Origin of the sequence: Paenibacillus sp. GCM10023252, from assembly GCF_042653305.1 — a bacterium.
GTDB lineage: Bacteria > Bacillota > Bacilli > Paenibacillales > Paenibacillaceae > Pristimantibacillus.
In genome coordinates this window covers 75,704-100,125 of record NZ_JBHSHW010000023.1, presented here as the reverse complement: position 1 = coordinate 100,125, position 24,422 = coordinate 75,704, and the positions used below count along the sequence as shown (strand labels likewise).

Below are 24,422 nucleotides of genomic sequence, written 5' to 3'. Positions count from 1 at the left end.
ACCCTTCACACCTTCCAATTGGTTATCTCTTCGGTCCATATTCCTGTCTCTTCTATCCAATCAAGTGCGGCTTCCACGGAGGAAGCGAGCACGTTCACATGTCCCATCTTGCGCTTGTGGACTGCATCCTTCTTGCCGTACAGGTGAAGCTTCGGCTCTGCGCCGAGCCTTGCTGCTGCCTCATCGGCTGCTGCCATTCGCCGGATGACCGGCTCCACATGCTGCCCCAGCACGTTCACCATGACGACCGGCGTCATGAGTGACGGGTCGCCCAGCGGCAGGTTGCATACCGCGCGTACATGCTGCTCGAACTGCGAGGTGCGGCAGGCTTCCATCGTGTAGTGGCCGCTGTTGTGCGGGCGCGGCGCCAGCTCGTTGACGAACAGCTCGCCATCCGCGGTCTGGAACAGCTCTACAGCGATGAGCCCCACGACGCCAAGCCCCTCAGCAATTCGAATCGCCAGTGCTTCCGCCTCACGCTGAACTTGCTCATCCACCCTGGCGGGTACGATGGACAGATGCAGAATGTTCTCAACATGGATGTTCTCCGACACGGGGAAGGCCTTCACCTCACCGTGCGGGCTCCTTGCTGCGATGACCGACAACTCCCGCTCGAAGCGAATGAACTGCTCGAGCACCAGCTCAGCGCCAGAGCGTGCGAGTGTCGCATAAGCTTCTTCCACTTCGCTCTCAGCGCGCACGACCCACTGACCCTTGCCGTCGTAACCGCCGGTTGCGGTCTTAAGCACGCACGGAAGGCCGAACTGCCGGACGCCTTCGAGCAGCTCTACGCTGCTTCGAATCTCACGGTACGGTGCTACTCTTACACCCGCCGCCTCGATCGCGCGCTTCTCGCGTAGCCGATGCTGCGTCGTATAGAGCAGCTCGCTTCCCTGCGGCACATAAGATTCCTTCATTAACATGGCCGCAACTTCCGCATCGACGTTCTCGAACTCGTACGTGATGACATCCGATCTCGCGGCCAGCTCCCGAGCGGCCTCCCGATCATCGTAAGCCGCAACGATCCCCTCGGCTACTTGGCCGCATGGCCCGTCCGCTGTCGGATCCAGCGTGACGAAGCGATAGCCCATCGCGCTTCCAGCCAGCGCCATCATCCGGCCCAGCTGTCCGCCGCCCAGCACGCCAATCGTGCTGCCTGGCAGAATGACCTTTTGCTCCGCAGCCTGTCCCGGCTCATTGCCTGTCTGAGAGGTCTGCCCCTCACCCTGCCACCCTGCTGCTGTAACCTCTCGGCTCATAGCGTCTCACCGCTTGCCAGCACTTCCTGCTGAATGCGATCCCGCCGTGCCTGCACGCGAGCCTGCACCTCCGGATCGAATGCACCCAAGATCTGAGCTGCCAATAGGCCCGCATTCGTACCGCCTGCATTGCCGATAGCTACTGTAGCGACCGGGATGCCGCCAGGCATCTGAACGATCGAGAGGAGAGAATCGAGCCCGTTCAGATTCGAGGACTTCACCGGAACGCCAATAACCGGCAAGATCGTCTTCGCAGCGACCATGCCGGGTAGATGTGCGGCTCCGCCAGCACCCGCGATAATGACCTTAAGGCCCCGCTCTGCTGCTGATTCCGCGTATTCGAACATGAGATCCGGCGTCCGATGCGCGGACACGACCTTCTTCTCATACGGTATTTGCAATTCATCAAGTACATCGCAGGCTAACTTCATTGTATCCCAGTCCGATTTGCTGCCCATGATGACGCCAACTGTCGCAGACATGCGATTGAACCCACCTTTGCTTGGTTGAATGTAGTGTATCACTCTTAAATAACGACAAAAGTCCCGGAGACAACGGATCATCCGATGTCGCGGGACTCAGGGCCTCCCAGGGGCAAGCGCAGACTGCTCCGCGAGCGGAAGTCCCCGCCCCTTGAAAAGCTCGTAGTCCGAAAATTCATGGTTCTCGGGTAGAGACTCATCGGGCCATATTCCCGACATTATACGAGTATAAATTACAAAATTATATAATTGAAAGGTTCCGGTCCTTCTAAGACCTTCTATAGTTTAACAAGCCCCACTTCCCTTGTCAACGCCAAAAGACGAACATTAAACAGAAAGGAAACAGTTAAAGTTCGCTTTTTGCAAATATAAACCAATTCCTGCTTGTCGAGATTAAATCATACAAATAACCATTCACTCTTGCCATACAGATTGCCAGAAGCAAAGGCAGCTCAAGAACCGAAATTACGGCTCATGAGCTGCCCTTCTTCATAGCTGATGTTAGTCCGAGGCTGGTTCCCCGATCTTCCGCGGAGCCCCTTCCTTGTCGTTCTTCACCTCGGTAAGAGGCGTCTGATTCGTCGTGCGCAGAGGCACTTCCTTAATGAAGAAAGTAAGCACCAGTGCAACGACAAGAATAAGCGTACCGACTAAGAATACAGTCGATAAGGATGAGCTGAGCGCATCTCGGAGTGAATCAACGAGCTTAACGAACATGGGCTGAAGATCCTGAGGCAAGCTCTGGTGTATCGCTTCAAGCTTCTTCTGATCTGTCAGCATCTGCGGATTCTGGAAGGCGGCAAGCTGCTCCGCAACCTTCGGATCCAGCTTGGAGAAGTCAACGCCCTGTCCTGACTTCACGGCATCCTCCATATGATGCTTCAAGGAGGAGCTGAGCACGGAGCCCATGACTGCAATACCTATCGTACCGCCCATATTACGGAAGAGCTGCATCGTCCCTGTAGCCACGCCAAGCTCCTTGTGAGGTACAGCATTCTGCACGACTAGAGAGAACACAGGCATGCCTAGTCCTAAGCCGAGACCGAATATAATCATACTGAGTACGGCCATCCAGACGCTGTTCATCACAATCATCAGCGCCATACCCACTACCATAATCGGCATGCCCATTAAGGCGAACCGCTTGTACTTGCCCGTCTTGGAGATGAGCTGTCCGCCAAGCGCGCTTGTAATGACCATTCCGATGGACATCGGCATCGTCACATACCCGGCATAGGTTGGAGAGATCGCAAGCACTCCCTGCACGAAGAAGCTCAGGTAGATGAGCGCCCCCATCATGCCGAAGTTCATGAGGAAGCCGATGACATTCGACAGGGTGACAAGCTTATTCTTGAACAGCGATAGCGGCATGACGGGACTCTTCGCACGTGTCTCTACATATAAGAAGATAAGCAGGGAGACTAGCGTCGCCGCGAACAGCCACAGAATCTCGCTGGAGCCCCATTCATACTTGGAGCCCGCCCAGGAGAAGGCCAGCAGCAGAGGGACAATGGTGGTAGTCAGGAAGAGTGATCCTAAGTAGTCGATCGACTCTGAGGCCTTGCGGTCTACCTTCGGGAACAGGGTTAAGATCATGATGAAGGCGACGATGCCCAGCGGCAGGAAGATCCAGAACACCCAGTGCCAAGCGAGATGATCCACGATATATCCGCCAAGAGTTGGCCCGATGACGCTGGAGAAGCCGAATACCGCCGTCATGACGCCCGTCCACTTGCCCCGTTCGCGAGGCGGGTATAGATCCCCTACTGCGGTGAAGGCGGTGGCCATAATAATGCCAGCCCCTACCCCTTGAATGCCACGATAGGTGATGAGCTGCTGTGCGGTCTCGGACAAGCCGGTAAGGAACGCCCCCACCATGAAAAAACCGATACCCGCCAGAATAAACGGCTTGCGTCCGTAGATGTCCGACAGCTTGCCGACTAGTACGGTTGCAATCGTTGAAGTGAGCATATAGATGGTAATTGCCCATGTGTAATAGTCCATGCCATTCAATCTTGCCAGAATCGTAGGCATAGCCGTCGATACAATCGTCTGATTGATAGCTGCGAAGAACATCGCGAAGATGATGGCAATCATAATCGTAAGCTTGCGCTTCGGTGTCAGGTGTTCCATTATTTCTCTACTCCTCTTGTTGTCTATTGTCTATCTTCTGCAACACGTCCGTGAATATACGCTTCAGATGCTCCATGTCTTCATCAGGCAGTCCGCCGAAGAAGTCCGTGATGGCTTCCTTCTGCTCGACCAGCACCGATTCAATCATCTCTCGGCCTGGTTCTGAGAGCGTAATATAGACGACTCTGCGATCATCCTCTGCACGCTCTCGACTCACATAGCCCCCACTTAGCAGCTTATCCACAGCACCTGTGACTGCCCCAGAAGTAATATTGAGCGACTGCGCCAGCTCCGATACCTTCTGCGGACCATTGCAGTGCAGCCTGAAAATAATCTTGAATTGTGAGAAGGACAAGTTGCCTTGGATTCGCTTATTCCATTCTTGGGATACTCTCTTGACTAGTGTACGGAATAGTGTCGACACTTCCATTAGACCCGCATTGTAGCCTGACTGCTCAGTCAGCTGCTGAGTAAGATCATTCTGATCGATTGCCGACATAGCCATTCCCTCCTTTCTTGCTGCGCCGACTATTAATTTAGTACTAAGATAATTATAAGTGAAGTATTTAGCATTATAACGCTGATGGAGCTGCAGAGTCAATGTGAATAAGAGGGAGTATAAATAAATAGCCCCGCCATGATGTCATGGCGGAGCGATATGATAATGGCTATAATGGCAGCCTATTCTTCCAGCCAAGTCGTCTTGGCAGCCGGCGCTGTACGTCTGCCTGCAGGCAGAGCCAATTCCGGGTAACCCAGATAGACGAGCGCAACGATCTCCTCTTGCGGCTGCAGACCGAAGGTCTCCTTCATGAGCGGATGATACATCGGGTCACCCGAGCGCCAGATCGCCCCGAGTCCATCAGCATGCGCGGCGAGCAGCAGATTCTGCGTAGCAGCATGAGCCGCAGCAAGCTCCTCTATCCGGTTCACCTTAGCATCGCTAGAGGGCGAGCAGATTACCGCAATGACAACCGGTGCACGGTAAGCCTTGCCCTTCTCCTTCAGCAGCCTCTCTTCAAGCGAGTCTGTGCTGCCTGCCATCTCAGACATCGCAACCCGGGCATAGCCCTCTCCCAGCTTCGCCCTTCCTTCGCCAGTCATGACGATGAAGCGCCATGGCTCCGTATGATGATGGCAAGGCGCCCAGCAAGCGGCCTCCAGCAGCTTCTCAATGACTGCCCTCTCCACGGGATCCTTCTTCACACGCCCGATCGTACGCCTTGTTCGTATCGCTTCTTCCAAGCTCATACTCATCTTGTTCATCTCGTTATTCCTCCTTCTAATTATCCCCTCTAACTCGATACTGCCGCGGTGTAACGCCAATATGCTTCTTGAACATCTGTATGAAGTAGGATGTATCCTTCATACCTACCTCAGCTCCAATTCGCTCGATGGAGAGCGAAGTCGAATGGAGCAGCAGACAAGCTTCCTTCAGCCGATAAGCCATCATATAGTCCGTAATGGAGCTCCCTGTCTCCAGACGGAATATTCGAGACACATAGAACTTGGACAAGTGCATAGACTCCGCCAGCAGGTCCAGATGGAATTCTTCTCTGTAATGCTTCTCCACCCATTGCATTATGACTTCCGAATACCGCTGGACTCGTGATATCCCCGTGTCCATACTTGTTCCCGCCCCCGAATCGAAGGGCCTAACGATCTCAACCAGCTGCGTGTAGAAGAGGCCGACAACCTCCTCCAGCTCCGCAGCCGACGCTTGCTGCAGCCGATCGGAATAATACCTGCATAGCGCTTCCATATAAGAGGCAGTTGTACCCAGATCGTAGCCCTGCACATCCAGCTTATCCTGCCATAGATGAAGGTAGAATTGCTGCAGCAGAGGCGCAGCCTGCAGATGCTTCTCTACCATTGATGGTACATAATGAATAATCGTTCGTACATAAGGAGCGTCCGCGCTTATATCCGCATGGACTCTGTGAAGCTGGAACGGCTGGAAGTAGAAGAGCATGCCAGCCTTCATGTCATACGTTCGCCCGCCTACAATAACCTTACCCTTGCCCTGGTGGATATAGAGAAGTTCACCGACATGATGGCTGTGGTAATACCCTTCGAACGGCTGCTCCGTATACTTGCGATAACTCATCCCAAGTGAGCCCCTATCGATTCTAACCTGCTCCATCATCATTCTCATTTTTGTCCGCGCTCCTTCATGAACATGACAACCTAACAACATTTTAGCACATTACGCTTCAACTTTCAGAGTGAGGTTGTACGGTACAATGACGTCATCATGATCTTGGAGGGATTGTTACGATGATTGAAGTTGGCTCACGGTCCGTAATGGAGAAGCTGGAGCTTAAGGTAGACCGCATGATAGAGCTCATTGGGGATAAGAGCCCGCATGTAGCCAAGGAGGACGGGAAGTATGACAACCTCTCCACCGACTGGTGGACTTCCGGATTCTGGCCTGGGCTGCTGTGGATTATGCATGATATGACGGGTAAGGACCATTACAAGGAAGCCGCCTTCCGGTGGGATGAGGATATTGAACAGTGGCTGAGTAGGCCTGCCCATGATCTGCATCACGATGTAGGATTCCAATTCTTGGCAACTGCCGTCATTAAGCACTCGATTACCGGCGATGAGGACGGCAGGCGCAGAGGGCTGCAGGCAGCGAACTTCCTAGCTGGACGCTTCAATGCTGCAGGAGGGTTCATCCGTGCCTGGAACCATAATCCGGGTTGGGCCATTATAGACTGCATGATGAATATCTCGCTGCTCTTCTGGGCGTCTAACGAGACAGGAGACCCCAGGTATAAGCATATTGCCGTCAAGCATGCGAATACCTCACTGGAGCAATTCATTCGTCCCGATGGATCCGTCAACCATATCGTCTCCTTCGATCCGGAGACGGGTGAAGCGATTGAATCCATCGGCGGCCAAGGCTTCGGAGTCGGATCCGCATGGAGCCGCGGTGCAGCGTGGGCTATCTACGGCTTCGCCAACACGTACAAGTATACGAAGGACGTTCACTACCTCGATGCGGCTAAGCGGGTATCCCACTTCTTCCTCGCATCGCTTGCAGATGACCATGTTCCCCATTGGGACTTCCGTGTGGATGAGCCGGCTGCGGATGAGCCGCGCGATACGTCAGCAGCCGCTATAGCAGCCTCCGGCTTGCTCGAGATCGCCCTGCATGTGCCTCCAGCTGAGTCTCGCTTCTACAAGAGGAAGGCTGAGCAGATGCTGCAATCCTTGACAGACAACTACAGCGCGCTAGACAACTTGGAGCATGAAGCGATACTGCTAGGGGGAACGGGGAATAAGCCGGGAGGTCAGAATATTAACGTGTCACTTATCTACGGCGACTACTACTATGTAGAGGCCTATGCCAAGCTGGCAGGCTGGCAGCGGAATATATTCTAGCGCGCAGGCAACCTTGTTGCCGAATACATGGTAATAGCCGCAAGCGGTATGCTCCGCTTGCGGCTATTGGCATTGTCTAGGATTAGGACATCTTGCCGCCCATCAGCAGGATGAATCATTCCTGTGAATTAATGATCTTCGGGCAGTCGGCTAGCGCCGAATTCCCATCCGATAATCTCATAGCTCATCAATCTGTCGGCTTCATCCGCAGACGTACCGACAAGCTTCCCTCTGTCATCCCGCTTGGCCTGGAATGTTACCCACTTGTAGTGTCCCCGCTCGTAGTCGAACGTCTCTCCGTCATCGTCGTACAGGAGACATTCCCCCGGTGAATCACCGAAGTGGACGAGCTGCACCGGCAGCCTGGATCCCCTATTCGGCACGTGATCGACAGCCTCTGCTAGCGGAAGTATGGCTCCTCCGCGCACATAGACTGGAATTCGCTCCAGGCCGGCATCGGCGCGAATGATTACCCCTCCATCGTGACGCTCCCCGGTCTCGAGTTCATACCAGATACCAGGTGGCAGGAGCACCTCTCGCGAAGTCTCTCCTGCGAACAAGGGAGCCACCAGCAGATCCTCTCCAACCATATATTGATCGTCCCAGACTCGCTCGTTACTTGCTCCATAGGCAGCCTTCACCGTATCCAGCGACTCCATCGTGTCCACCGCTTCTCCTGTCTCCATGACGGCGTCACCTTCAGATCCCAGCATAACAAGAGGCATGGCACGGAATGGCGGCGTGCCATAGAATCGATAACGGGCGAAGGCTGTATACAGGTAGGGCATGAGTCGCATACGCAGCCGGATATAATGACGGATAATCGGCTCAACCTCCGGATAAGACCATGGCTTCGTTCCGTCTCCCCAAGCATTAAGCATTGCGAGCGGCGAGAAGCAGACGGTCTGCATGCGGCGCACCCAGTCCTCTGCATCCTCAGCCCGCCTCACCTCGGGCGTCCAGAGGAGACCGCTGAAGGAACAATTACAGAGCGCCCGGATATATTGTCTGTGATCATACTTGTCGGAATACAGCACATAGGGCAGGGAGGAGGCTCCTGCGTTGGACGCCCGGACAAGTCCGAATGTCCGCCGGTTAATCTTGCGGAACATCTCATCAGCCGTATGCTGGAGGAGCAGTCCGTACAGCTGGCGCATCTGCTCCCCATCGTGTCCGGATGGGAAGCTGGCGTGGGCAGGGAACATCCATGACGCATTGGTCAGTTCGCTGCCGTCGCATTCATCGTGCTTGTAGCCGGAGACACCGATAGCGAGGTGATTGGCGTCATGGTGATCCTTATATGCTTGCCGAGCTTCCTCCATCGTATAATCCGGTGCCGCACCTCCCCACACCGAGTAATTCCCGGACAGCGGCGAGAGCTTGTCATACAGTGACGATTGCGGTGATACGTAAGGATGCTCCCATAGATTGACTCTGAATCCTTGTTCACCAAGCTGCTCCGTCAACAGCGCTGGATTAGGATATCGTTCGAGAGACCAGTCATAAGTTGCGGGATAGCTTGCACTGTGCCAGCCGGGCTCTAGCCCGATGACGTCACACGGAATGCCCCTATCTCGGAATTGCCGTGCTTCTTCACGAACCTCCTGTTCGCCGTACAGAGACGGCATACGATGCCAGAATCCGAGCCCCCATCGAGGCGGCAGCGTTCCTCCCCCGCACAGCAGATTGTAACGCTCGACGACGTCAAGCATGGCAGGCCCTCCGATGAGTATCAGCTCCGCTCCTTCAGCGGGGAGCACGATCTCCAGGAAGTCCGATACCGGCGTCGCCCTCCAGCTCGAATCTCTATTGCGATCCCGCACCTCCTCTGGCCGGGTATCCTTCAGCCGCTTCGTTGACCCGCAATGAATCGTAATCGCACGAGACGTATTGACGAGGATTCCACAGCCGCGATCGGCAACTAGCAGCGGCACCGGTGCATGTGTCTCACCTGTGTCCTGTCCCGGGTCGCTGTTCACCCGCATATAGCGTGTTCTCCCGCGATGATTCATTCTGAAGAATTGCAGTCCCAAGCCGTATAGCCGTTCGTCCTCCAGCAGGGGAACTCGAATGATAATTGCACTATGCCGACGCTCTTCTTCCATCTCGGAAGCTGCAGGAGGCAGATCCGTCTTGCCCTTGCGCTCCAGAGCATCCCTAAGCGGCAGCCTCTTAAGCACTGACAGCGGAGTCTCACCCATCGGATTGCCGATTACTCTCCTGAAGATTCCCGGCGCAAGCGTCTCCCAATTGTCCTTCATGGATTGGTGCTCCTTACCGATCGCCATGCACCGCCTTCAGCCATTGTCGCAGGATGAACATGTCCCCCAGCGGGGACATATGCACCCCGTCACAAGTGAGCGGCTTGCCGGTACCTCGGGCGATGAACTCAAGGAACGCGCCATGCAGCGGAACGAGTATGGTCCCATGCTTCGCAGCCAACCGCCGCACGATGTCCACATATACGGTTAACAGCTTGTTGCCCGGCGCGTTCGGATCCTCCTGAATGACGGTGGGCTCCATCAAGACAATGTCTGCGGTGCTGCCCTCGCGCGTCCGCACCAGAATCTCGTCATATACCTGTTCGAATAGCTCGGGCATGACCTGCTCGATATTCGGGCAATCCAGCTGCCTCCATACGTCGTTAATGCCGATGGAGATGGACACCAGAGTCGGAGCCTGAGCCAGTACGTCCTCGTCCCAGCGGGCAGCCAGATCGGTGACGCGGTTGCCGCCTATTCCCTTATTCATAATCGCGATACCTCGATCTGGATAATCTATTGCATAGTGATTGTGCAGATGACGCACGTAGCCACGGCCCAAGCCCTCGGCGTCGTCGAACCTCCCGCTGTCGGTAATGCTGTCGCCTATGAACACGATGCGGCTGTTCCTCTTCGGATAATCTGCTTCAAGCATGCTCTTCATTCCCTTCCTCCGTCTATCTCGAGTATCTCATTCCGCAAGCTATGCTTCTATTCAACTTAGCCCGCTATCACTGAAGAAACTCACTCTACTAATCACATAAATGATGCACTGCCCGCTCATTCCTGCTTGTTAGAGGATGACAGCTGAATATGGCCTGCATGGCATATGACAGTAGACCAAGACCGCTTCAGACGCCTGTTGGTGCCAGAAGCGGTCTTGGTTGGCGCTCATCTTAATTGGTGATGGACAGGTCGTCAATCAGAACGGATGTCGTGCATCCGTAACAAGTCTGGAACAGAACGGCATCGATACCTCCTACCGCATTACGGAACGGAGCGTTGCTTAACTCCAGCGTATTATTCAGGTACAGGTCGAACGTATCGGTTGCAGGGTCCGCAATTACCTTAATGGTATTCCAGGTCTGTCCGCTTACCGCTGTGAAGTTAATGGGTGTTCCGGACGCATTCGTGTAACTAAGCTGTCCCGTCGTATCATGTGTGAGCACTACGGCGTCCGTACTCCCGCTTAGCAGCTTGAAGTCCGGCTTAGTTCCGGAAGTCAGGTAATAGCTCCATTCCCACGTGAAGGTCCCCGTCTGATTCGTGAACGACTTGGAAGCCGTCGCACGGTTAGCGGCATTGGCATCTGTCAATTGGAGACTCTTGTCCGTTGGGCTCGGCAGCTCCGCTACTGTAGCAGTAGTGCTAGCAGGAGTAGACACGGTCCAGCCTGCAGGAGCGGTATTGCTCGTCATACCGTCGAATCCCTCGCTTAGGACGGTGGAACTGCCGCTTGATTGTGTGAACGTCAGCCAATCGAGATTCGCTATTCCGCTAGTTCCTGAGGCAACAAGGAACAGCGTCTGAACTCCAGTCGCACCGCTCACCGCAGTCGACTGAGCGGCATACGTATTGAAGTCTGCTGTTGCTGCAGTCGTTAACGTTCCGATTAATGTGCCAGTCGTGCTTCCGAGGCGAAGCTGAATCTGCTGTCCGGCATAGGCTGCTGGTACCGCTAGACGGATGGTGACCGAGGCGGCCCCGTTGCTGCCGAAGTCCACATTATCGTACCGAATCCAGTCGTTGTTGTCGAAGCTGCCGATGTAGGTTCCTGGCTGACTAATGCCGCTCATCGCGTTGTAGCTCTCCGCTTCAACAGTCGAATAAGCATTACGGTTGCCGGAAGCCGCGTTCGTCGTTACCCCAAGGCTTGAGCTGGCGGCCGACTCATTGCCCGCCGCATCCTTCGCCTTGACGGTATACGTATAAGCCGTGCTGGCGGCGAGCCCGGTATCTATATAGGAAGTGGATGTGACGAGACTGGCGTTCACTCTGGTCGCCCCACGGTACACGTCATAGCCTGCAACACCCACATTGTCCGTGGATGCGCTCCATGACAGATTGACGCTGTTCGACGTCTTGGAAGGACTGGCCAGATTAGCCGGCGCAGTCGGCGGCTGCGTATCCGGCGTGCCACCGGTACCATAATAGTCGACAATCAGCTGCGGCATAGCCGCCGTATCCCGATTCATGTATGCGCTCGGATTAGCACCGCTGAGTGGCAGCAAGGCCAGTCCTACCGTTCCGTCTGTGCTGAATGCCGTTCGGTCCAGCACCAGCTCCATCACGGTGTTCTCCCCAATGCTGCTGTCATATCCAGCCCCGTGAATAGCAAGTGTGAAGCTTCCTGTCGCAACTGCATCAGTAGCAGGCTTCGTATTCCAGGTCACTGTTGATTCACTCCAGGCGCTAGTCGTCTTGTTAACCGTCCAGTTCGTGTTGCCTGCCGCATCCGTGCTCGACTCTGTCAGCCTAAGCTTAATAGAGCGAATCCTCTTGCCAGTAATACCGGTTACGTTGAACTTCACATAGCCGTACTGCGCCGCCGTACCGGACGATCTTACATACAGCCTCTGCGTTCCGTTGTAATTCGTCGTAGCCGCATCCTGCCTGACGAACGCATCTTCAGTCGCGGTGAAGGCCAGTGAAGTGATCGTCTCCGCATCCGAAGGCATCGTTCCCGCACCTGCCGTCCAGGCGGCTGCACCTGATTCGAAGGCCCCCACATCCGGTGCGCTGCTAGCATAACCATCGGTAATACCGCCAATTACCTGTCCGGCATTAATGGCCGGGGATGTCGATTGCAGTGTATAGTTGCCTGCTGCGGCGTTCACGAACAAGGGACTTGTTCCCGAGTAGAGATTGTTCTGCTGCATGCCCTTCGTATTGCCATCCGCCGGGAAGAATCCTCTGGTGAAGATATTGTTCTTCAGATAGGTCTGTCCCCAGTCCTGCTCGGTCGTTCCCGTAGGAGAGTAGGTCATGCCGAGGCTCGTGGCATCGAATGTGTTGTTGTACACATACCGGAACTGGCCGTCCTTCGGGAAGGATGCGCCCGGCATGTTCAGAATGAGTGCACGCTGCACATTGTAGGTCAGGTTATGGTGTACGATTGCATTGCGCATCCGATTGTCGAGATAGATGCCCGTCTTGTTCCCGCTAATGACCCCGGCGTTCATGTCCCGCACCCGGTTGTAGGCAATCTCCAGCCGGTTCGTATCCCGATTCCAGCCATAGATAGCACCGGCATCAGCCACTTGGAGCAGCCCGTTGTACAGCTCGTTATGGTGGATGCTCCCCCCCTTGATGCCGGACATGGATATTCCGATCTTGCCGAAGGTGTGAATGGTATTGTAGGCAACTTCGCCGAATTCGTTGGCATGATCAACCGTACCATCGTCTTCATCGCTCGAGCCGCTGTCGACGGCGGCTCCAGCCATCGTATAGCCTACATTGCTGATTGTATTATTCAGCACCTTGTTATTCGCTCCGTCGCCAATGTACACGCCGTTCCCTGCGCTCCAGTTAATCGTGCTGTTCTTCACCGTATGGTCGGACCCCGCCAGGAACAATCCATGCTTATACGGTCTGCCGACCCACATGCCTCCTCCCACCAGTGTGTTGAAGTGAGACACGTACTGCGCATCGATATCGTCAATGACGATATGATGAGCGGTTGCCGCATGCGTCGACGGTGTCGCATAATCGAAGCTGCTGTTGGTCGTGATCGTAGCAGCCTTGAGAGAGATGCCCTTGATCGTGACGTAAGAGCGTCCCGTCAGGTTGAAGGCATATTCTCTCTTCTTCGCTTCAATTGTATATCCGGCCGGGCTGGTGCCGTCAGCCGTCCATAGATACAGCGTTCCCGCGCTATCCCGGAAGAACTCCTTCGCCGTATCGAGCGCGTTCAGATGACCGAAGATGTAGTACGACTTCGTTCCTCCCGCACTCTCATAGTCGGGTGAGGTATCCATGGTAGCTTGGATGGTCCCAGTTGTGTAAGTATTGATTATGCCGGTCTGCGGGAATCCGTTGTAGATATGCATGAACAGACTGGCCCCATTCCAATACCCGGACGCCTGTGTCAGATTCGCAGTATCCGTGAACGATACGGTCTTGGCTGTCGTGTTGCGCGTTGTCGTCGTCGCAACCGTCTTGAATACCGGCTTGTTGATGTCCGTGGAATTCGGCCACCGAGCCTCTGTCATCATGTTACCGCTTACAAAAATCTGGTCCATTCCACGTCCAAGTGTCCAATTCATAGCCGTTGTCTTGTACACGTTGCCGGAATGTACGGTCCACGTGCCTGACACGACATCAGCGCCGCTTACAGTAACGCTCTCATTATTGTACGCGGTGTAAGTAATGGGATTGCCGACAGTACCCGAATTCGTCGGTGTGACCGTCTCGCGGTAGGTGCCGCTGCGGATATAGACGGTGTCGCCGGCAGTCGCGACGGTCGAAGCCTTCTGAATCGTCCTCCAAGGACTGGCGAGCGTTCCGGCACCTGTCGTGTCATTGCCGGTAGTAGAGACATAGTACGATGCCCCCGCCGCATGGGCGAGCTGGGCAGATTGCTCCATCAGCAGCAGTCCAGGCATGGCCAAGACTGCTGCCAGCAAGGCGACCAGCGTCCTTCCCCATCGCTTGCTTGATCTTCTCATCATTCTCCTCCTCTTGTGATTCCCGAAGTAGACTGGCAGCGGTAGTATGCCGGTCACCTTCATTATGGCTGGTTCATCGCCCAGGCGGTACTCAACAAAATGCGGAAACCATGAACGGCAGCCCTATACTTTCTACGTCCCACACACGACCTTAACGAACCGATACCGTGCCTGTAATCAAGCGCCCGTCCCAGTGCTCGATATGATAGCTGTAAGGAATAAACGGACCTCGTTCAACGACAGGCAAGCCCCGGTCAGCAACTGCCGACCGGGGCTATACATATCTCAACCTATCAAAGCCTGTTAAGTTGCTGTTGCCTGTGCCAAGGCAAGCAATTCCTCCTCAGCAAGCGCCTCCTCGTACACAGCAAGCCCCCCTAGACTGCCAACATAGAAGTTGCCAATCTCACCAAGCCGATCAACGGCCGCTACCGTGAAGTCGGCTCCATCTACGCCTCCCTCATAGATTCCGCCAGGATATTCGTAGGGATTGCGTATCTCGCGCTGATCCAGCACTCCGTTCAGGTAGGAACGAACATACCTCCCATCGTAGGTGATAGCTACGAATTGCCACTCTTCTCTCGGCACGCGCGTCTCTCCAATAGAAGCATCCATACACCAGGGATGACCCTCGGTTGGTCCTCCGGTAGACGAGATATGTCCGCATACTTGCTCCCCGCTGTCCCAGATCCATAGATTCAGGAACAACCCATACTGGCGCTTCGCCCCGGTCTCGTTCCACATACCCGCAAGGAATTCGCACTGTGTATTCGACTTATGTCCGCGCTTCACCCACGCAGCCACCGTCAACCGAGCGTTCGGACCCGACAGATTAAGTGCAGGACAGCTCGCTCGCGGGATGTGGAACCACTTGCCTTCCTCGATTCTAGCACTATAGTCGCCGAATACCCCATCCTCCTCACGCGCAACGGGTCCGCCGCTCCCTTCAAGAAGCGCATATCCATACGGTCCGTAATCCTTCCGAGCTTGTCCAGCTTCCTCTTGGAAGTCCCAGAAGCTAACCAGAGCCGGGTGACTCGTCATGATATCCATCTTAATGTTGCCCATCACTTATCCCTCCGATATCTATCTTGTACATTCCACTACTATGATAGCGGATACAGAGGAGACATTGCGATGGACCAATCTACAATGAATTGTAAGAATCTACAGTCGATTCCTGATGAAGAGCTGATGGAGGAAGACCGGTATGCCTGCGGAATGTGCGGTGAAAATGGGATACATCATAAAATCCTAGCTGCTCAGCCACTTGCCCCACCGTCAAGGTGGTGTGAAGCAGCAGATCCTTCGCAGCAGCAATCCGGACCTGTTGGAGATATGTGAGCGGCGAGATGCCGGTTACTTCCTTGAACAAGGATGTGACGTAATTCGGCGTGCGGTCAACAAGCTTCGCAAGAGTATGAATAGCTAGAGGTTCACGGAAGTGGTTCAGTATATATTGCTGAATGGCTTGAACGTGGGCCATCTTAATAGAAGGTACTCTTGCATAATCCCGGTCCCGATTCATAGAAGCAAGCATCTCCACAGCAATGGTCTCGCATATCGTCTCATAATAAGGCATACGGCCCAGCCATTGCTGAATCAGGATGGAGAAGCGCTGCTTCATATAATCGTAGCTGCTTGCCTTCACATGGACGGTACGCCGCTCGGCCAGCAGGGGGAGCAGGTTCTCATCCTGCTTCATATCGAATAGAATGGTGTACTTCTGGTGGGTCTCACCAGGTTGTTGAGTCCCCTCCCTGATGACGCCGTGCGGCATGAACAAGGCATCACCCTTGCTGAGCTTATAGATGACCCCATCCACCTCGTACGTGAAGGAGCCCTGTGTGACTAAGAAGAAGATATGCCTCGGAATCGGCGATCTCGCCTTATGCCAATCCGGATCAGGGTCATCTACATAGACAGATAATAAGGAGATCATCGCTCCTACCCACTCCTCACCAAGTTACATTGACGATTGACGTCGTCGTCCTCTCATTGTACCTCATGCTGAGCCGCTCAGGAACCAATGAGCGATGAACTAGTTCATAATGCCATGTGTCCCGAGCTTCATCCGAACTTGAATGTCGAACTTGACCTTACGGTAGTCTTCCTTCCAATTCATAGCTTCCCAAGCCTTAGGATAATAGGCCATCACGTCCCGTCCTATGCCAAGGGCATCGGAATTCGACTGCTGGAGGATACTTGCGACTTGTACCGCCTCTTGCTGCAGCAAGGCTGACAGCTGCTTGCCAAGCTGCTCCTTCCTGGCCTTGTCATTGAGTCCCCCCTCCGGATACTCGAGCACATTCGCCTTCAAGTCTAGTCGCAGCTTAATGTGTACTCGGCCGGTCTGATCTACCCTTACCTGCTTGGTACGCTTCATCTTGTCCACATTAATGGAGATATAAGATTCTCGTCCAGTCATCTCTCCTTCAGCCTCGGTCTCCTCTGACAACTTGCGTGTCAGGATGCACAAGGGCCCCTTCTTCGCTGCGAGTAATAAGAATACTGGCGCCTGCGTATCATTCAGGAATACGCCGGTATATCTCCGATTATTCATTAAGGCTATGCCCTTAATGGCAGCCCGGTCCCCTTGCTTCTGAATGAATGGCAGCACGGAATCCATACCGGGATCGTGGAAGATTGGAAGGAGAGAGTGCAGAGTTACCTCCGGAATCGCTGTCTCATATCTCGCACTCACGAGAATTTTGCGCAGATATTCCCCTGCCGTTGCCGATCCGATACGCTCCAGTCGAATAAGGTCACTAGCCTTGCCTTGTACCACAGCAACCTTAGCTACCAATGGATCATTCGAGTTCCGGAATAGAGTATCCAGCACGACAGACAAGTCCTCACGGGCTAACTGCTCCCCGATGAGGAACACTTGATTTTTGGAGGTGGCGATGGGGCCTGCAACTTGGATGCCTACTTTTTTGAACATAGAATATTCTACGGTCGGTCCAGCGTCACTGAGCACTTCATGAACGGGTGTAGTTCGCTCCTCACTGCCAGGGGATTGGAGGGCTATCGTCGTTACAATCTCATTCCGATCATTCCTGTCAAGTGACGCTGCGTAGATGAGCTGCAGATCCTTCAATTTCTCCCCGTACTCACAGCCTGTAGTTAAGACAATCAGTGTTAACCACGTCGCTAAGCCTCGTATTGCCCATTGTCTGCTCATGCTCTATGCTCCTTCCGTCTATGCTTCATCAGCGCCACAATGAACAGTAGAATGGGTGCCGCGATTACGAAGAAGCTTACATTCTCGAGCAAGCTGATTAACATGCTCACCATCTCTCCTGAATTCCACCAAGCTCCTGCCACGCAGATCATCAGTGAGAGAATTAGAGTGGGCCACTTCGACTCCCTGCTCTTGAACAGTATCTTGAGCCCCATACCTGCTGCATAGACATATCCAATTAAGGTCGCTGTGACCTTAACTAACCAGAAGGAGAGGAACAGCAGATCGAATCGTTCAATGATCGGCATCGTAATTCCATTCAGGTAATATGGAACGGGCTGCGGAATCTTGTCAATGGATTCGGGGCTGAAGTGCATGAAGCAGATGAGCAGGATGATGAGATAGAAGAGTGTCGCGCAGCCGTTAGCCCACATGACAGGCGCCATTAATCCCTTGCCCTCCGTGCGCTTCACCTCCGAGCTTACAATCAGGAACAGCTCGAAGCCGAGGAACGTAAGGATGGAGCTTCGCATTCCGAGCAGCCATTCCTGCCATCCCTCTCGACCGATGGGCAGCAAGTATCTGATGTCCAAGTGATTCAATCCGAAGAACATTAAGCCAAGCATCACTAGTATGAAGAAGGAGACCAGCGTATGGTATCTAACGATAATCTGGATTCGCTCCTTCGCGAAGTAGCTTAGCAGGATTAAGTTAGCCACAAGCATAAGCCATGGGTTATAAAAAGGAAAAATCCAATTCTGAATAAGCACCATCTCCAGCAGTAAAATGACACAGGCTGCCAGTATGAAATGGATGAGGAAGAGCAAGTTAAGGCCCCCTCCTGCCCACCGACCGAGCAGCTTAGGGGCCAACTCATACAGACTCATCTGAGGATAACGGTTCATGAGTCTAACATAAATCACCAATAGCAGCTGAATTGCAGCTCCAGCTAGGAGTACAGAGATCCAGCCGTCAGCTCCAGCCGCCTTATGCAGATCATATGGAAAAGCTAATATGCCAATCCCAATCTGAGATTGCAGCAGAAAGGTAAATAACTGAAATCTTGTCATTCATCCTCCCTCCTTAGCCACTGTCTATTCTTGAGGAAATGGCTGGGCAGCTGAATGAAGGCTTGCAGCAGCTTGCCAACCTTAAGCGGGGCAGCTGGATAGAAGTATGGAACGCCGTAAGTCTCCAGCTTGCATAGATGCATGAGCAGCAGACTGAACCCTAGTACAATTCCAGGAAATCCGAGCATAGCAGCAGCGAACAGCAAGGGGAAGGAGACGAGCCGATAGGCGTTGCGCATCTCATTGGAAGGCAGGCTGAAGGAGGCTACCGCTGTTAATGAGATCACAACAATCATCGTCGTCGACACCAGATTCGCCCTAACCACCTCTGTCCCGATTACGAGACCTCCAACGATAGACAAGGTTGGAGCAATCGGCTTCGGCAGACGAAGAGCCGCCTCCCTAAGCAGCTCCAGCACCATCATCATGAATAGCGCTTCCAGCAGCGGGTCGAACGGGATATTCTCTAAGGACGCCTTAAGAGAGAAGACGATATCTATAGGCAATACTTCATAATGGAAGGAGACGATCGCTATATAGATAGCGGGCAGCGCTAGTGTAATGAGAGAGCTGGACAACCTCAAGATGCGGAAGAAGGTCCCGTTCCACCAGCGAGCGGTTGCATCATCAGCTGCCTCGTAGAACATATAGAACGTAACGGGCAAGACGAGGGCAGAGTTACTCCCGTTGATGAATACGATGACCTTGCCTTCCATGAGATGAGAGACGCAGGTATCAACCCGCTCCGTGTAGAGCATCTGTGGAAATAGGGACCAAGGACTTGTCTCTAAGCTGTCGCTCACTTGCCCAGGCGACTTCACGTAGTCTCCAGGGAATTGATTGAGCTTATCGGCAATGGCCTGAACGACGGATGGTTGTGCTAGGCTGTCGACGTATAGTATGGATACTTGGGTCTTATTCTTCTTCCCCAGCTGCAGGGTCTGAATTCGTAGCTGTTCGGCACTCAGCCTCTTATGAATGGACTGGATGTTGCTGTCGATGTCATCATTGAACCCCTCTTGAGAGCCGCGAACGACCTGTTCGTTCTGAGGCTCAGTGAGCACGCTCTCAGGCTGGACACTCAAGTCAGCCAGCCAGATTACGGCAGACCCCTGTAGGAGTATAGCGCAATGACCTTGAAGCAAGGCCTGCTTCACTTCCTCCAGACTTATCGAAGGGTGCATAGCTAGTATCGGTATCGTATCCTGCAGCTGTATCGCATGCGCCTCCTGAATCGGTCTAAGCACATGCGTCTCCAGCTTGTTCTGATCAGAATAATACCCATGGTAGAGCAAGACTCCCCTGCTGCCATGGAAGATGAACTCACGAGAGCGGATGGCTGGCGAGCTTCCCGCAGCCATCAGCTTCATAAGCTCACGTACCGTATGCTCCAGATGAATGGGGAATAGCGGGGTCTGAGTCATTGGGGTAATCTTCCTCCTCCCTGATAGGTAGAGTATCCCTCAGACAAGAGTTGAATATGCGGTGATATGGAAGAAGCCGCCATTCAGAGGAGACTGAATGGCGGCGCGGTATTCTTTTCTTATTTTTATTTCCACAGGCTCAGATATTGTCCATAGCCTTCCTTGTCCAGCTCGTCCTTCGGAATGAAGCGAAGGGCCGCGGAGTTAATGCAGTAGCGCAGTCCATTCGGACCTGGACCGTCGTTGAACACATGGCCGAGATGGGAGTCCGCTTCCTGGCTGCGAACCTCGGTCCGCACCATGCCATGTGTCGTGTCGGTTAATTCATTAATGGACGCCTGGTGGAGCGGAGTTGTGAAGCTTGGCCAGCCGCAGCCGGAGTCGAACTTGTCCAGAGAGCTGAACAGCGGCTCGCCCGATACGATATCCACGTATAGCCCTTCTCCTTTGAAGTCATGGAACTCGTTTTGAAAAGGCCGCTCCGTCGCACTATTTTGCGTCACTTCATATTGAATAGGCGTCAGGCGCTGTCTAAGCTCACCGGTATCCTTTTTAATTTTCCACATCTTTTTGAGGAAGGCGTCGCGGCCTGAGCCTTTGCGGTACATCTTGTAACGGAGCGGATTCGTTCTATGGTAGCCTTGATGATAATCCTCCGCCGGGTAGAACGTCTGAGCAGGCTCGATTGGCGTTACGATTGGCTTATCGAAGCGGCCGCTCTCCTGCAGAGCTTGCTTGGACGCTTCTGCCGTCGCGCGCTGCTCTTCATTATAATAGAAGATTCCCGTCCGATAAGAATTGCCGCGGTCATGGAACTGTCCGCCCTCATCGGTAGGATCGATCTGCCGCCAGAACAGATCCACCAGCTTCTCGTAGGGGAATACGTCCGGATCGAACGTGATCTGTACCACTTCGGCATGACCGGTCGTCTCCGAGCATACTTCCTCGTAGGTCGGGTTCACCGTATGGCCGCCCGAATATCCAGACACGACAGACAGGATGCCCGGCATCTCCTCGAAGGGTGACACCATACACCAGAAGCAGCCTCCTGCGAACATTGCTTGTTCTGTTCTCATCGTTAACCTCTCCTTGTCCATGTAATCATCAACTTGCTTGATGCAGATCGCTCCAGCTTGTTGGTTGCTTCTATCTTCATGCCTTATACCATTATACCTCTGTTGGGCAGGAGTTACTAATCTAGGCACTCACTCTCGGATACACACTAACCCACCGCAAGATCCCTTTCACACCTCCTAGATCGTTTAATCTTCCTTGATGAACCCTCTCCTTCCTTACATCTCTTATAACTTCTTCTCTTCCCGTGGCACAATCCTTTTCACACTACTGGTGTTCAACCTGCTGTTCTCACAATGCTTTTCTTCTTTCTTTTACCCTCTTGTGGTATTTGGAAGATTATGCTATGTTTTGAGCAGTTGTATAAGAGTTTATTGGTCGTGAAGAACACGCCGCTATTTTGCAGGACGAGTAATCGTTTTGCAGGGTTGCGGCTTTTTTGTTCTATTAGGTTGGGAGGATAGCGAAGATGGGATTCGAGAGCATGTACAATAGCTGGCTGGAGCATCATACGAACGCACGTCGTGGCGAACGAAGAAGACGATTAGTGGAGGGTCATGCACACGCAGAGAGGGCCTTTGCCGAGAAGGTCTGGTATCCTGGATTCGGACATTTTCATAATCTGCACCCTGAGTATGAGATCATTGACTACCTTGATGGCATAAGATTTGTTGATTATGCCTGGATGGAATATCCTGTTCGATTCATTATTGAGATTGACAGCTATGGCTCGCATCAGGCTAACATTAGCCGCAGGGACTTCGCAGACTCACGAATGAGGCAGAATTCGCTAGTCATCGACCGCTGGGAGGTCATCCGATTCTCTTACGATACCGTGAAGGACAACCCTCGCCTGTGTCAGCAGGTTCTCCAGCAATACATGGGATCCAGGCTGGGCAGGAACGAGAGCACGTCTATAGATGATATAGTGGAGAAGGAAGTGGTCCGACTTCTAGTGCGCTTACGCCGCCCCATTCAGCCTGCTGATGTGTGTTCATATATGAGAGTTATGGATGAGAAGGCTCGCATTATACTGAGGAGCATGACTCAGAAAAACATTCTGCTGCCAGCAGGTTCCGGACAAAGTAGAATCAGAGCTTATAAACTTAACCTGGATTCCCCTTATCTTAGAAACATCCAACTCTAGGATCCCATACAGGCCACTTCTATCTGAAGTTTAAGACTTATCAGGAGTCTTAAACTCATTCTGGCATCCAATTATTGATGAGTTAAGACCTCCTGGAGGGCTTAACCTGCTGATTGGTTGCTGATGCCGGCCCCTCTTGGAAGTTTAAGACTTCACAGAGGTCTTAAACTCATTGTTATATAAGCTCTTAAGTAAGTTAAGACCTCTGTGAGGGCTTATCAGGTTATCTTGCTTCTGATGCTTAGAAGCAATGTTTGGGCGTTAGCTGAAATAACACCAAAAAAGCAGCGCCGGTCCAGCGCTGCTTTTTTGGTGTGTCTATTCTATTCGCCGCCGAGGAAGATGAAGCGGGCTACGATGAGTACGGCTAGAATCCACATGAGCGGGTGAACGGTGTACTTGCCCTTCTCACCACGGCCTGTTGCATTCGCGAGCGAAGCAAGAACCACGTAGAATACGATACCGAAGGAAATGCCGTTCGCAATGTTGTACGTGAATGGCATAAGCACGATCGTGAAGAACGACGGAATCGCGTACACCATGTCGCTGAAGTCAATCTCCTTAACAGACTGCATCATCAGCACGCCGACGATGATTAGAGCCGCTGCCGTTGCTGGACCTGGAACCAGGGCAACTATCGGCGAGAGGAACAGAGCAAGCAGGAAGCAGATCCCTGTCGTTACCGAAGTCAGACCTGTACGTCCGCCTTGCGCCACGCCCGCTGCACTCTCAACGTATGCAGTCACTGTGCTCGTACCGAGCATGGCGCCGCCGCTGACGCCTATGGCATCCACGAACATCGCCTTACCTACGCGCTTCTTGCCTTGCACAGGGTCCTTCATAATGCCTGCACGGTTAGCCGTACCGACAAGTGTACCGAACGTATCGAATAGCTCGACGAAGGTGAATGTCAGGATGACGGTAACCAATCCCACTTCCATCACACCTGCGAAGTCGAAGTCGAAGAAGTTCAGCTTGCTGAAGTCTGGGGCCCAAGTCTGGCCAGTCAGCTGCTTCTTCACATCTACTTGACCAGTAATGATAGCAATTGCAGTCGTTCCGAGTATCCCCCACAGAATCGCACCCGGCACACGAACAACCATTAGAATGGCGATGAGCAGCAGAGCAACGATTGTCAGGATGACGTTCTCGTTGTGCAGGCTTCCGAGGTGGATAACCGTCTCAGCGCCGCCAACATCTGTGTATGCACCGGCCTTAATATCATTGAAGCTAGTCACCGCAACGGTCAGCAGACCGCTGTTCTTCAGACCGATAATCGTGATGAACAACCCGATACCTACCGTAATTGCATGCTTCAAGCTGTCCGGTACAGCGGTTAACAGCATCTGACGAACTTGAGTAACGGTAAGAATGATGAAAATAATACCCGATATAAACACAGCCGTCAGCGCCATAGACACCGAGATCGGCTGGTCCGTCGCTTGCGAAGCAATGACGGTTGAAGCGAAGTACGCATTAAGCCCCATCCCTGGTGCCAGTGCAACCGGGAAGTTCACGAACAATCCCATCGCGATGGTGAAGATACCAGCAGCAAGCGCCGTTGCAAGGAAGATGCTCGTCCAATCCATGCCTGTAGGGCTAAGCACGATTGGATTGACAGCTAGAATATAAGCCATCGTCATGAAAGTCGTCAGGCCTGCCATGATTTCTGTTCTGACATTTGTCCCGTGTTCCTTAAGACGAAAGAAACGTTCCATTTTGATAAATGACCTCCCAAAATTTGTGTGGAACAAAACAAAGAACCTAGAAGAAAACAGATGCAAGTAATCGCATGTTCTCCTAGGTTCCGCAAAAAGAGGGAAAGTATACCGCTGGACCGAGCGCGGGTATACGATCCTTACTTTTCGTAGCCAGATCATTACGGTGACCTTGGTAGAGACTCTCAAGCCGATTCTTGAGATTATACGAAAAGATATTCTGTTGTTGTGTCTCCTGATGTTGTATTCAGATACTCATCATAATGACTTAGGTCCTATTCGTCAAGATGAAACACGAATAATATTCATTTGTAAAATTTACATTGTACGTATATAGCGAACATTTCGTCACCATTCGACAATTAGCTGCTCGTATCTGCAGGCTTATCCTGCCGGTCAGACTGATTAGTAAGCGGTGGCTGCACGCCGCGCTCGTCGTTGTCTGGCTGCAATAGCCCGTTCAAGGCTAGGCTCGTGACCAGCATGCTGGCTGCCAGCATTTTCAGATTGGATCGTCTGCTCATCATTATTCCTCCGTCTCTTGCTAATGAGCTTAGTATAACCGAGCAGTCTTAAGTGAACTTGAAGGGAAGATTAAGAGAAGCTGAGGAAG

19 protein-coding genes and 2 riboswitches are annotated in these 24,422 nt (G+C 53.0%); of the genes, 2 read left to right on the top strand and 17 right to left on the bottom strand.

Annotated elements, in window-relative coordinates; all coding sequences use genetic code 11:
* Positions 1-5: 5 nt before the first annotated feature.
* The 6 genes from purK to ACFO9Q_RS14555 all read right to left on the bottom strand — a co-directional run bounded on the left by purK (position 6) and on the right by ACFO9Q_RS14555 (position 6,029).
* Entirely contained in the window at positions 6-1,259 is a 1,254-nt protein-coding gene (gene purK / locus ACFO9Q_RS14580) for a 5-(carboxyamino)imidazole ribonucleotide synthase (protein WP_379183254.1), read from the bottom strand.
* Positions 1,256-1,741: a 5-(carboxyamino)imidazole ribonucleotide mutase gene (gene purE, locus ACFO9Q_RS14575; RefSeq protein ID WP_379183252.1), complete on the bottom strand. Its 486-nt coding sequence runs from the start codon at positions 1,739-1,741 to the stop codon at positions 1,256-1,258. The genes purK and purE overlap by 4 nt, the downstream gene beginning before the upstream one ends.
* Before the next feature lie 143 nt (positions 1,742-1,884).
* Positions 1,885-1,987: riboswitch (purine riboswitch) on the bottom strand.
* Positions 1,988-2,242: 255 nt separating this feature from the next.
* The gene (locus ACFO9Q_RS14570; RefSeq protein ID WP_379183250.1) at positions 2,243-3,874 is read right to left on the bottom strand and encodes an MDR family MFS transporter; all 1,632 of its coding nucleotides are present in this window, start codon (positions 3,872-3,874) and stop codon (positions 2,243-2,245) included.
* A 7-nt stretch (positions 3,875-3,881) separates the two neighbouring features.
* Entirely contained in the window at positions 3,882-4,373 is a 492-nt protein-coding gene (locus ACFO9Q_RS14565) for a MarR family winged helix-turn-helix transcriptional regulator (protein WP_379183248.1), read from the bottom strand.
* A gap of 182 nt (positions 4,374-4,555) precedes the next feature.
* The gene (locus ACFO9Q_RS14560; RefSeq protein WP_379183301.1) at positions 4,556-5,125 is read right to left on the bottom strand and encodes a nitroreductase family protein; all 570 of its coding nucleotides are present in this window, start codon (positions 5,123-5,125) and stop codon (positions 4,556-4,558) included.
* 31 nt (positions 5,126-5,156) lie between these two features.
* On the bottom strand, positions 5,157-6,029 hold the full coding sequence (locus ACFO9Q_RS14555; RefSeq protein WP_379183246.1) for a helix-turn-helix domain-containing protein: 873 nt from the start codon (positions 6,027-6,029) through the stop codon (positions 5,157-5,159).
* A 122-nt stretch (positions 6,030-6,151) separates the two neighbouring features.
* Between ACFO9Q_RS14555 and ACFO9Q_RS14550 the strand changes: the two genes are divergently transcribed.
* A complete protein-coding gene (locus tag ACFO9Q_RS14550) occupies positions 6,152-7,264 on the top strand; it encodes a glycoside hydrolase family 88 protein (protein ID WP_379183244.1) in 1,113 nt (370 codons plus the stop codon).
* A 128-nt stretch (positions 7,265-7,392) separates the two neighbouring features.
* On the opposite strand, the gene ACFO9Q_RS14545 is transcribed toward ACFO9Q_RS14550, so the two are convergent.
* The 9 genes from ACFO9Q_RS14545 to msrA form a co-directional block, all read right to left on the bottom strand.
* Entirely contained in the window at positions 7,393-9,525 is a 2,133-nt protein-coding gene (locus tag ACFO9Q_RS14545; protein WP_379183242.1) for a TIM-barrel domain-containing protein, read from the bottom strand.
* 13 nt (positions 9,526-9,538) lie between these two features.
* Positions 9,539-10,189, bottom strand: coding sequence for an SGNH/GDSL hydrolase family protein (locus ACFO9Q_RS14540; protein ID WP_379183240.1), 651 nt, complete (start codon positions 10,187-10,189; stop codon positions 9,539-9,541).
* Between the two features lie 232 nt (positions 10,190-10,421).
* Positions 10,422-14,195: a carbohydrate-binding protein gene (locus ACFO9Q_RS14535; RefSeq protein WP_379183238.1), complete on the bottom strand. Its 3,774-nt coding sequence runs from the start codon at positions 14,193-14,195 to the stop codon at positions 10,422-10,424.
* Positions 14,196-14,495: 300 nt separating this feature from the next.
* Entirely contained in the window at positions 14,496-15,260 is a 765-nt protein-coding gene (locus ACFO9Q_RS14530) for a LamG-like jellyroll fold domain-containing protein (RefSeq protein WP_379183236.1), read from the bottom strand.
* Between the two features lie 79 nt (positions 15,261-15,339).
* Positions 15,340-16,134, bottom strand: a complete 795-nt coding sequence (locus ACFO9Q_RS14525) for an AraC family transcriptional regulator (protein ID WP_379183234.1) — start codon at positions 16,132-16,134, stop codon at positions 15,340-15,342.
* 99 nt (positions 16,135-16,233) lie between these two features.
* Positions 16,234-17,376, bottom strand: a complete 1,143-nt coding sequence (locus ACFO9Q_RS14520) for a Ger(x)C family spore germination protein (RefSeq protein WP_379183232.1) — start codon at positions 17,374-17,376, stop codon at positions 16,234-16,236.
* Positions 17,373-18,446, bottom strand: coding sequence for a GerAB/ArcD/ProY family transporter (locus ACFO9Q_RS14515; protein ID WP_379183230.1), 1,074 nt, complete (start codon positions 18,444-18,446; stop codon positions 17,373-17,375). Before ACFO9Q_RS14515 ends, ACFO9Q_RS14520 begins: the two co-directional genes overlap by 4 nt.
* The gene (locus tag ACFO9Q_RS14510; protein ID WP_379183228.1) at positions 18,443-19,870 is read right to left on the bottom strand and encodes a spore germination protein; all 1,428 of its coding nucleotides are present in this window, start codon (positions 19,868-19,870) and stop codon (positions 18,443-18,445) included. The genes ACFO9Q_RS14515 and ACFO9Q_RS14510 overlap by 4 nt, the downstream gene beginning before the upstream one ends.
* 125 nt (positions 19,871-19,995) lie before the next feature.
* Entirely contained in the window at positions 19,996-20,946 is a 951-nt protein-coding gene (gene msrA / locus ACFO9Q_RS14505) for a peptide-methionine (S)-S-oxide reductase MsrA (RefSeq protein WP_379183226.1), read from the bottom strand.
* Between the two features lie 467 nt (positions 20,947-21,413).
* Here msrA and ACFO9Q_RS14500 point away from each other — a divergent pair, with 467 nt between their 5' ends.
* Entirely contained in the window at positions 21,414-22,091 is a 678-nt protein-coding gene (locus ACFO9Q_RS14500; RefSeq protein WP_379183224.1) for a DNA-binding response regulator, read from the top strand.
* A gap of 323 nt (positions 22,092-22,414) precedes the next feature.
* Here the strand turns inward: ACFO9Q_RS14500 and ACFO9Q_RS14495 are convergent, their stop codons facing one another.
* Both ACFO9Q_RS14495 and ACFO9Q_RS14490 read right to left on the bottom strand, forming a co-directional pair.
* The gene (locus tag ACFO9Q_RS14495) at positions 22,415-23,809 is read right to left on the bottom strand and encodes an NCS2 family permease (RefSeq protein ID WP_379183222.1); all 1,395 of its coding nucleotides are present in this window, start codon (positions 23,807-23,809) and stop codon (positions 22,415-22,417) included.
* A 130-nt stretch (positions 23,810-23,939) separates the two neighbouring features.
* A riboswitch (purine riboswitch) is annotated at positions 23,940-24,040 on the bottom strand.
* 131 nt (positions 24,041-24,171) lie between these two features.
* On the bottom strand, positions 24,172-24,336 hold the full coding sequence (locus ACFO9Q_RS14490; protein ID WP_379183220.1) for a hypothetical protein: 165 nt from the start codon (positions 24,334-24,336) through the stop codon (positions 24,172-24,174).
* Positions 24,337-24,422 lie beyond the last annotated feature (86 nt).

What these genes read in the sequence shown, in the direction of transcription:
- ACFO9Q_RS14545 (WP_379183242.1), bottom strand. Translation starts at nt 9,525, where the DNA reads ATGAAGGACAATTGGGAGACGCTTGCGCCGGGAATCTTCAGGAGAGTA.
- ACFO9Q_RS14500 (WP_379183224.1), top strand. Translation starts at nt 21,414, where the DNA reads ATGGGATTCGAGAGCATGTACAATAGCTGGCTGGAGCATCATACGAAC.
- ACFO9Q_RS14565 (WP_379183248.1), bottom strand. Translation starts at nt 4,373, where the DNA reads ATGTCGGCAATCGATCAGAATGATCTTACTCAGCAGCTGACTGAGCAG.
- msrA (WP_379183226.1), bottom strand. Translation starts at nt 20,946, where the DNA reads ATGAGAACAGAACAAGCAATGTTCGCAGGAGGCTGCTTCTGGTGTATG.
- ACFO9Q_RS14520 (WP_379183232.1), bottom strand. Translation starts at nt 17,376, where the DNA reads ATGAGCAGACAATGGGCAATACGAGGCTTAGCGACGTGGTTAACACTG.
- ACFO9Q_RS14525 (WP_379183234.1), bottom strand. Translation starts at nt 16,134, where the DNA reads ATGATCTCCTTATTATCTGTCTATGTAGATGACCCTGATCCGGATTGG.
- ACFO9Q_RS14570 (WP_379183250.1), bottom strand. Translation starts at nt 3,874, where the DNA reads ATGGAACACCTGACACCGAAGCGCAAGCTTACGATTATGATTGCCATC.
- ACFO9Q_RS14530 (WP_379183236.1), bottom strand. Translation starts at nt 15,260, where the DNA reads ATGGGCAACATTAAGATGGATATCATGACGAGTCACCCGGCTCTGGTT.
- ACFO9Q_RS14515 (WP_379183230.1), bottom strand. Translation starts at nt 18,446, where the DNA reads ATGACAAGATTTCAGTTATTTACCTTTCTGCTGCAATCTCAGATTGGG.
- ACFO9Q_RS14560 (WP_379183301.1), bottom strand. Translation starts at nt 5,125, where the DNA reads ATGAGCTTGGAAGAAGCGATACGAACAAGGCGTACGATCGGGCGTGTG.
- purK (WP_379183254.1), bottom strand. Translation starts at nt 1,259, where the DNA reads ATGAGCCGAGAGGTTACAGCAGCAGGGTGGCAGGGTGAGGGGCAGACC.
- ACFO9Q_RS14510 (WP_379183228.1), bottom strand. Translation starts at nt 19,870, where the DNA reads ATGACTCAGACCCCGCTATTCCCCATTCATCTGGAGCATACGGTACGT.
- ACFO9Q_RS14540 (WP_379183240.1), bottom strand. Translation starts at nt 10,189, where the DNA reads ATGAAGAGCATGCTTGAAGCAGATTATCCGAAGAGGAACAGCCGCATC.
- ACFO9Q_RS14555 (WP_379183246.1), bottom strand. Translation starts at nt 6,029, where the DNA reads ATGAGAATGATGATGGAGCAGGTTAGAATCGATAGGGGCTCACTTGGG.
- purE (WP_379183252.1), bottom strand. Translation starts at nt 1,741, where the DNA reads ATGTCTGCGACAGTTGGCGTCATCATGGGCAGCAAATCGGACTGGGAT.
- ACFO9Q_RS14535 (WP_379183238.1), bottom strand. Translation starts at nt 14,195, where the DNA reads ATGATGAGAAGATCAAGCAAGCGATGGGGAAGGACGCTGGTCGCCTTG.
- ACFO9Q_RS14550 (WP_379183244.1), top strand. Translation starts at nt 6,152, where the DNA reads ATGATTGAAGTTGGCTCACGGTCCGTAATGGAGAAGCTGGAGCTTAAG.
- ACFO9Q_RS14490 (WP_379183220.1), bottom strand. Translation starts at nt 24,336, where the DNA reads ATGATGAGCAGACGATCCAATCTGAAAATGCTGGCAGCCAGCATGCTG.
- ACFO9Q_RS14495 (WP_379183222.1), bottom strand. Translation starts at nt 23,809, where the DNA reads ATGGAACGTTTCTTTCGTCTTAAGGAACACGGGACAAATGTCAGAACA.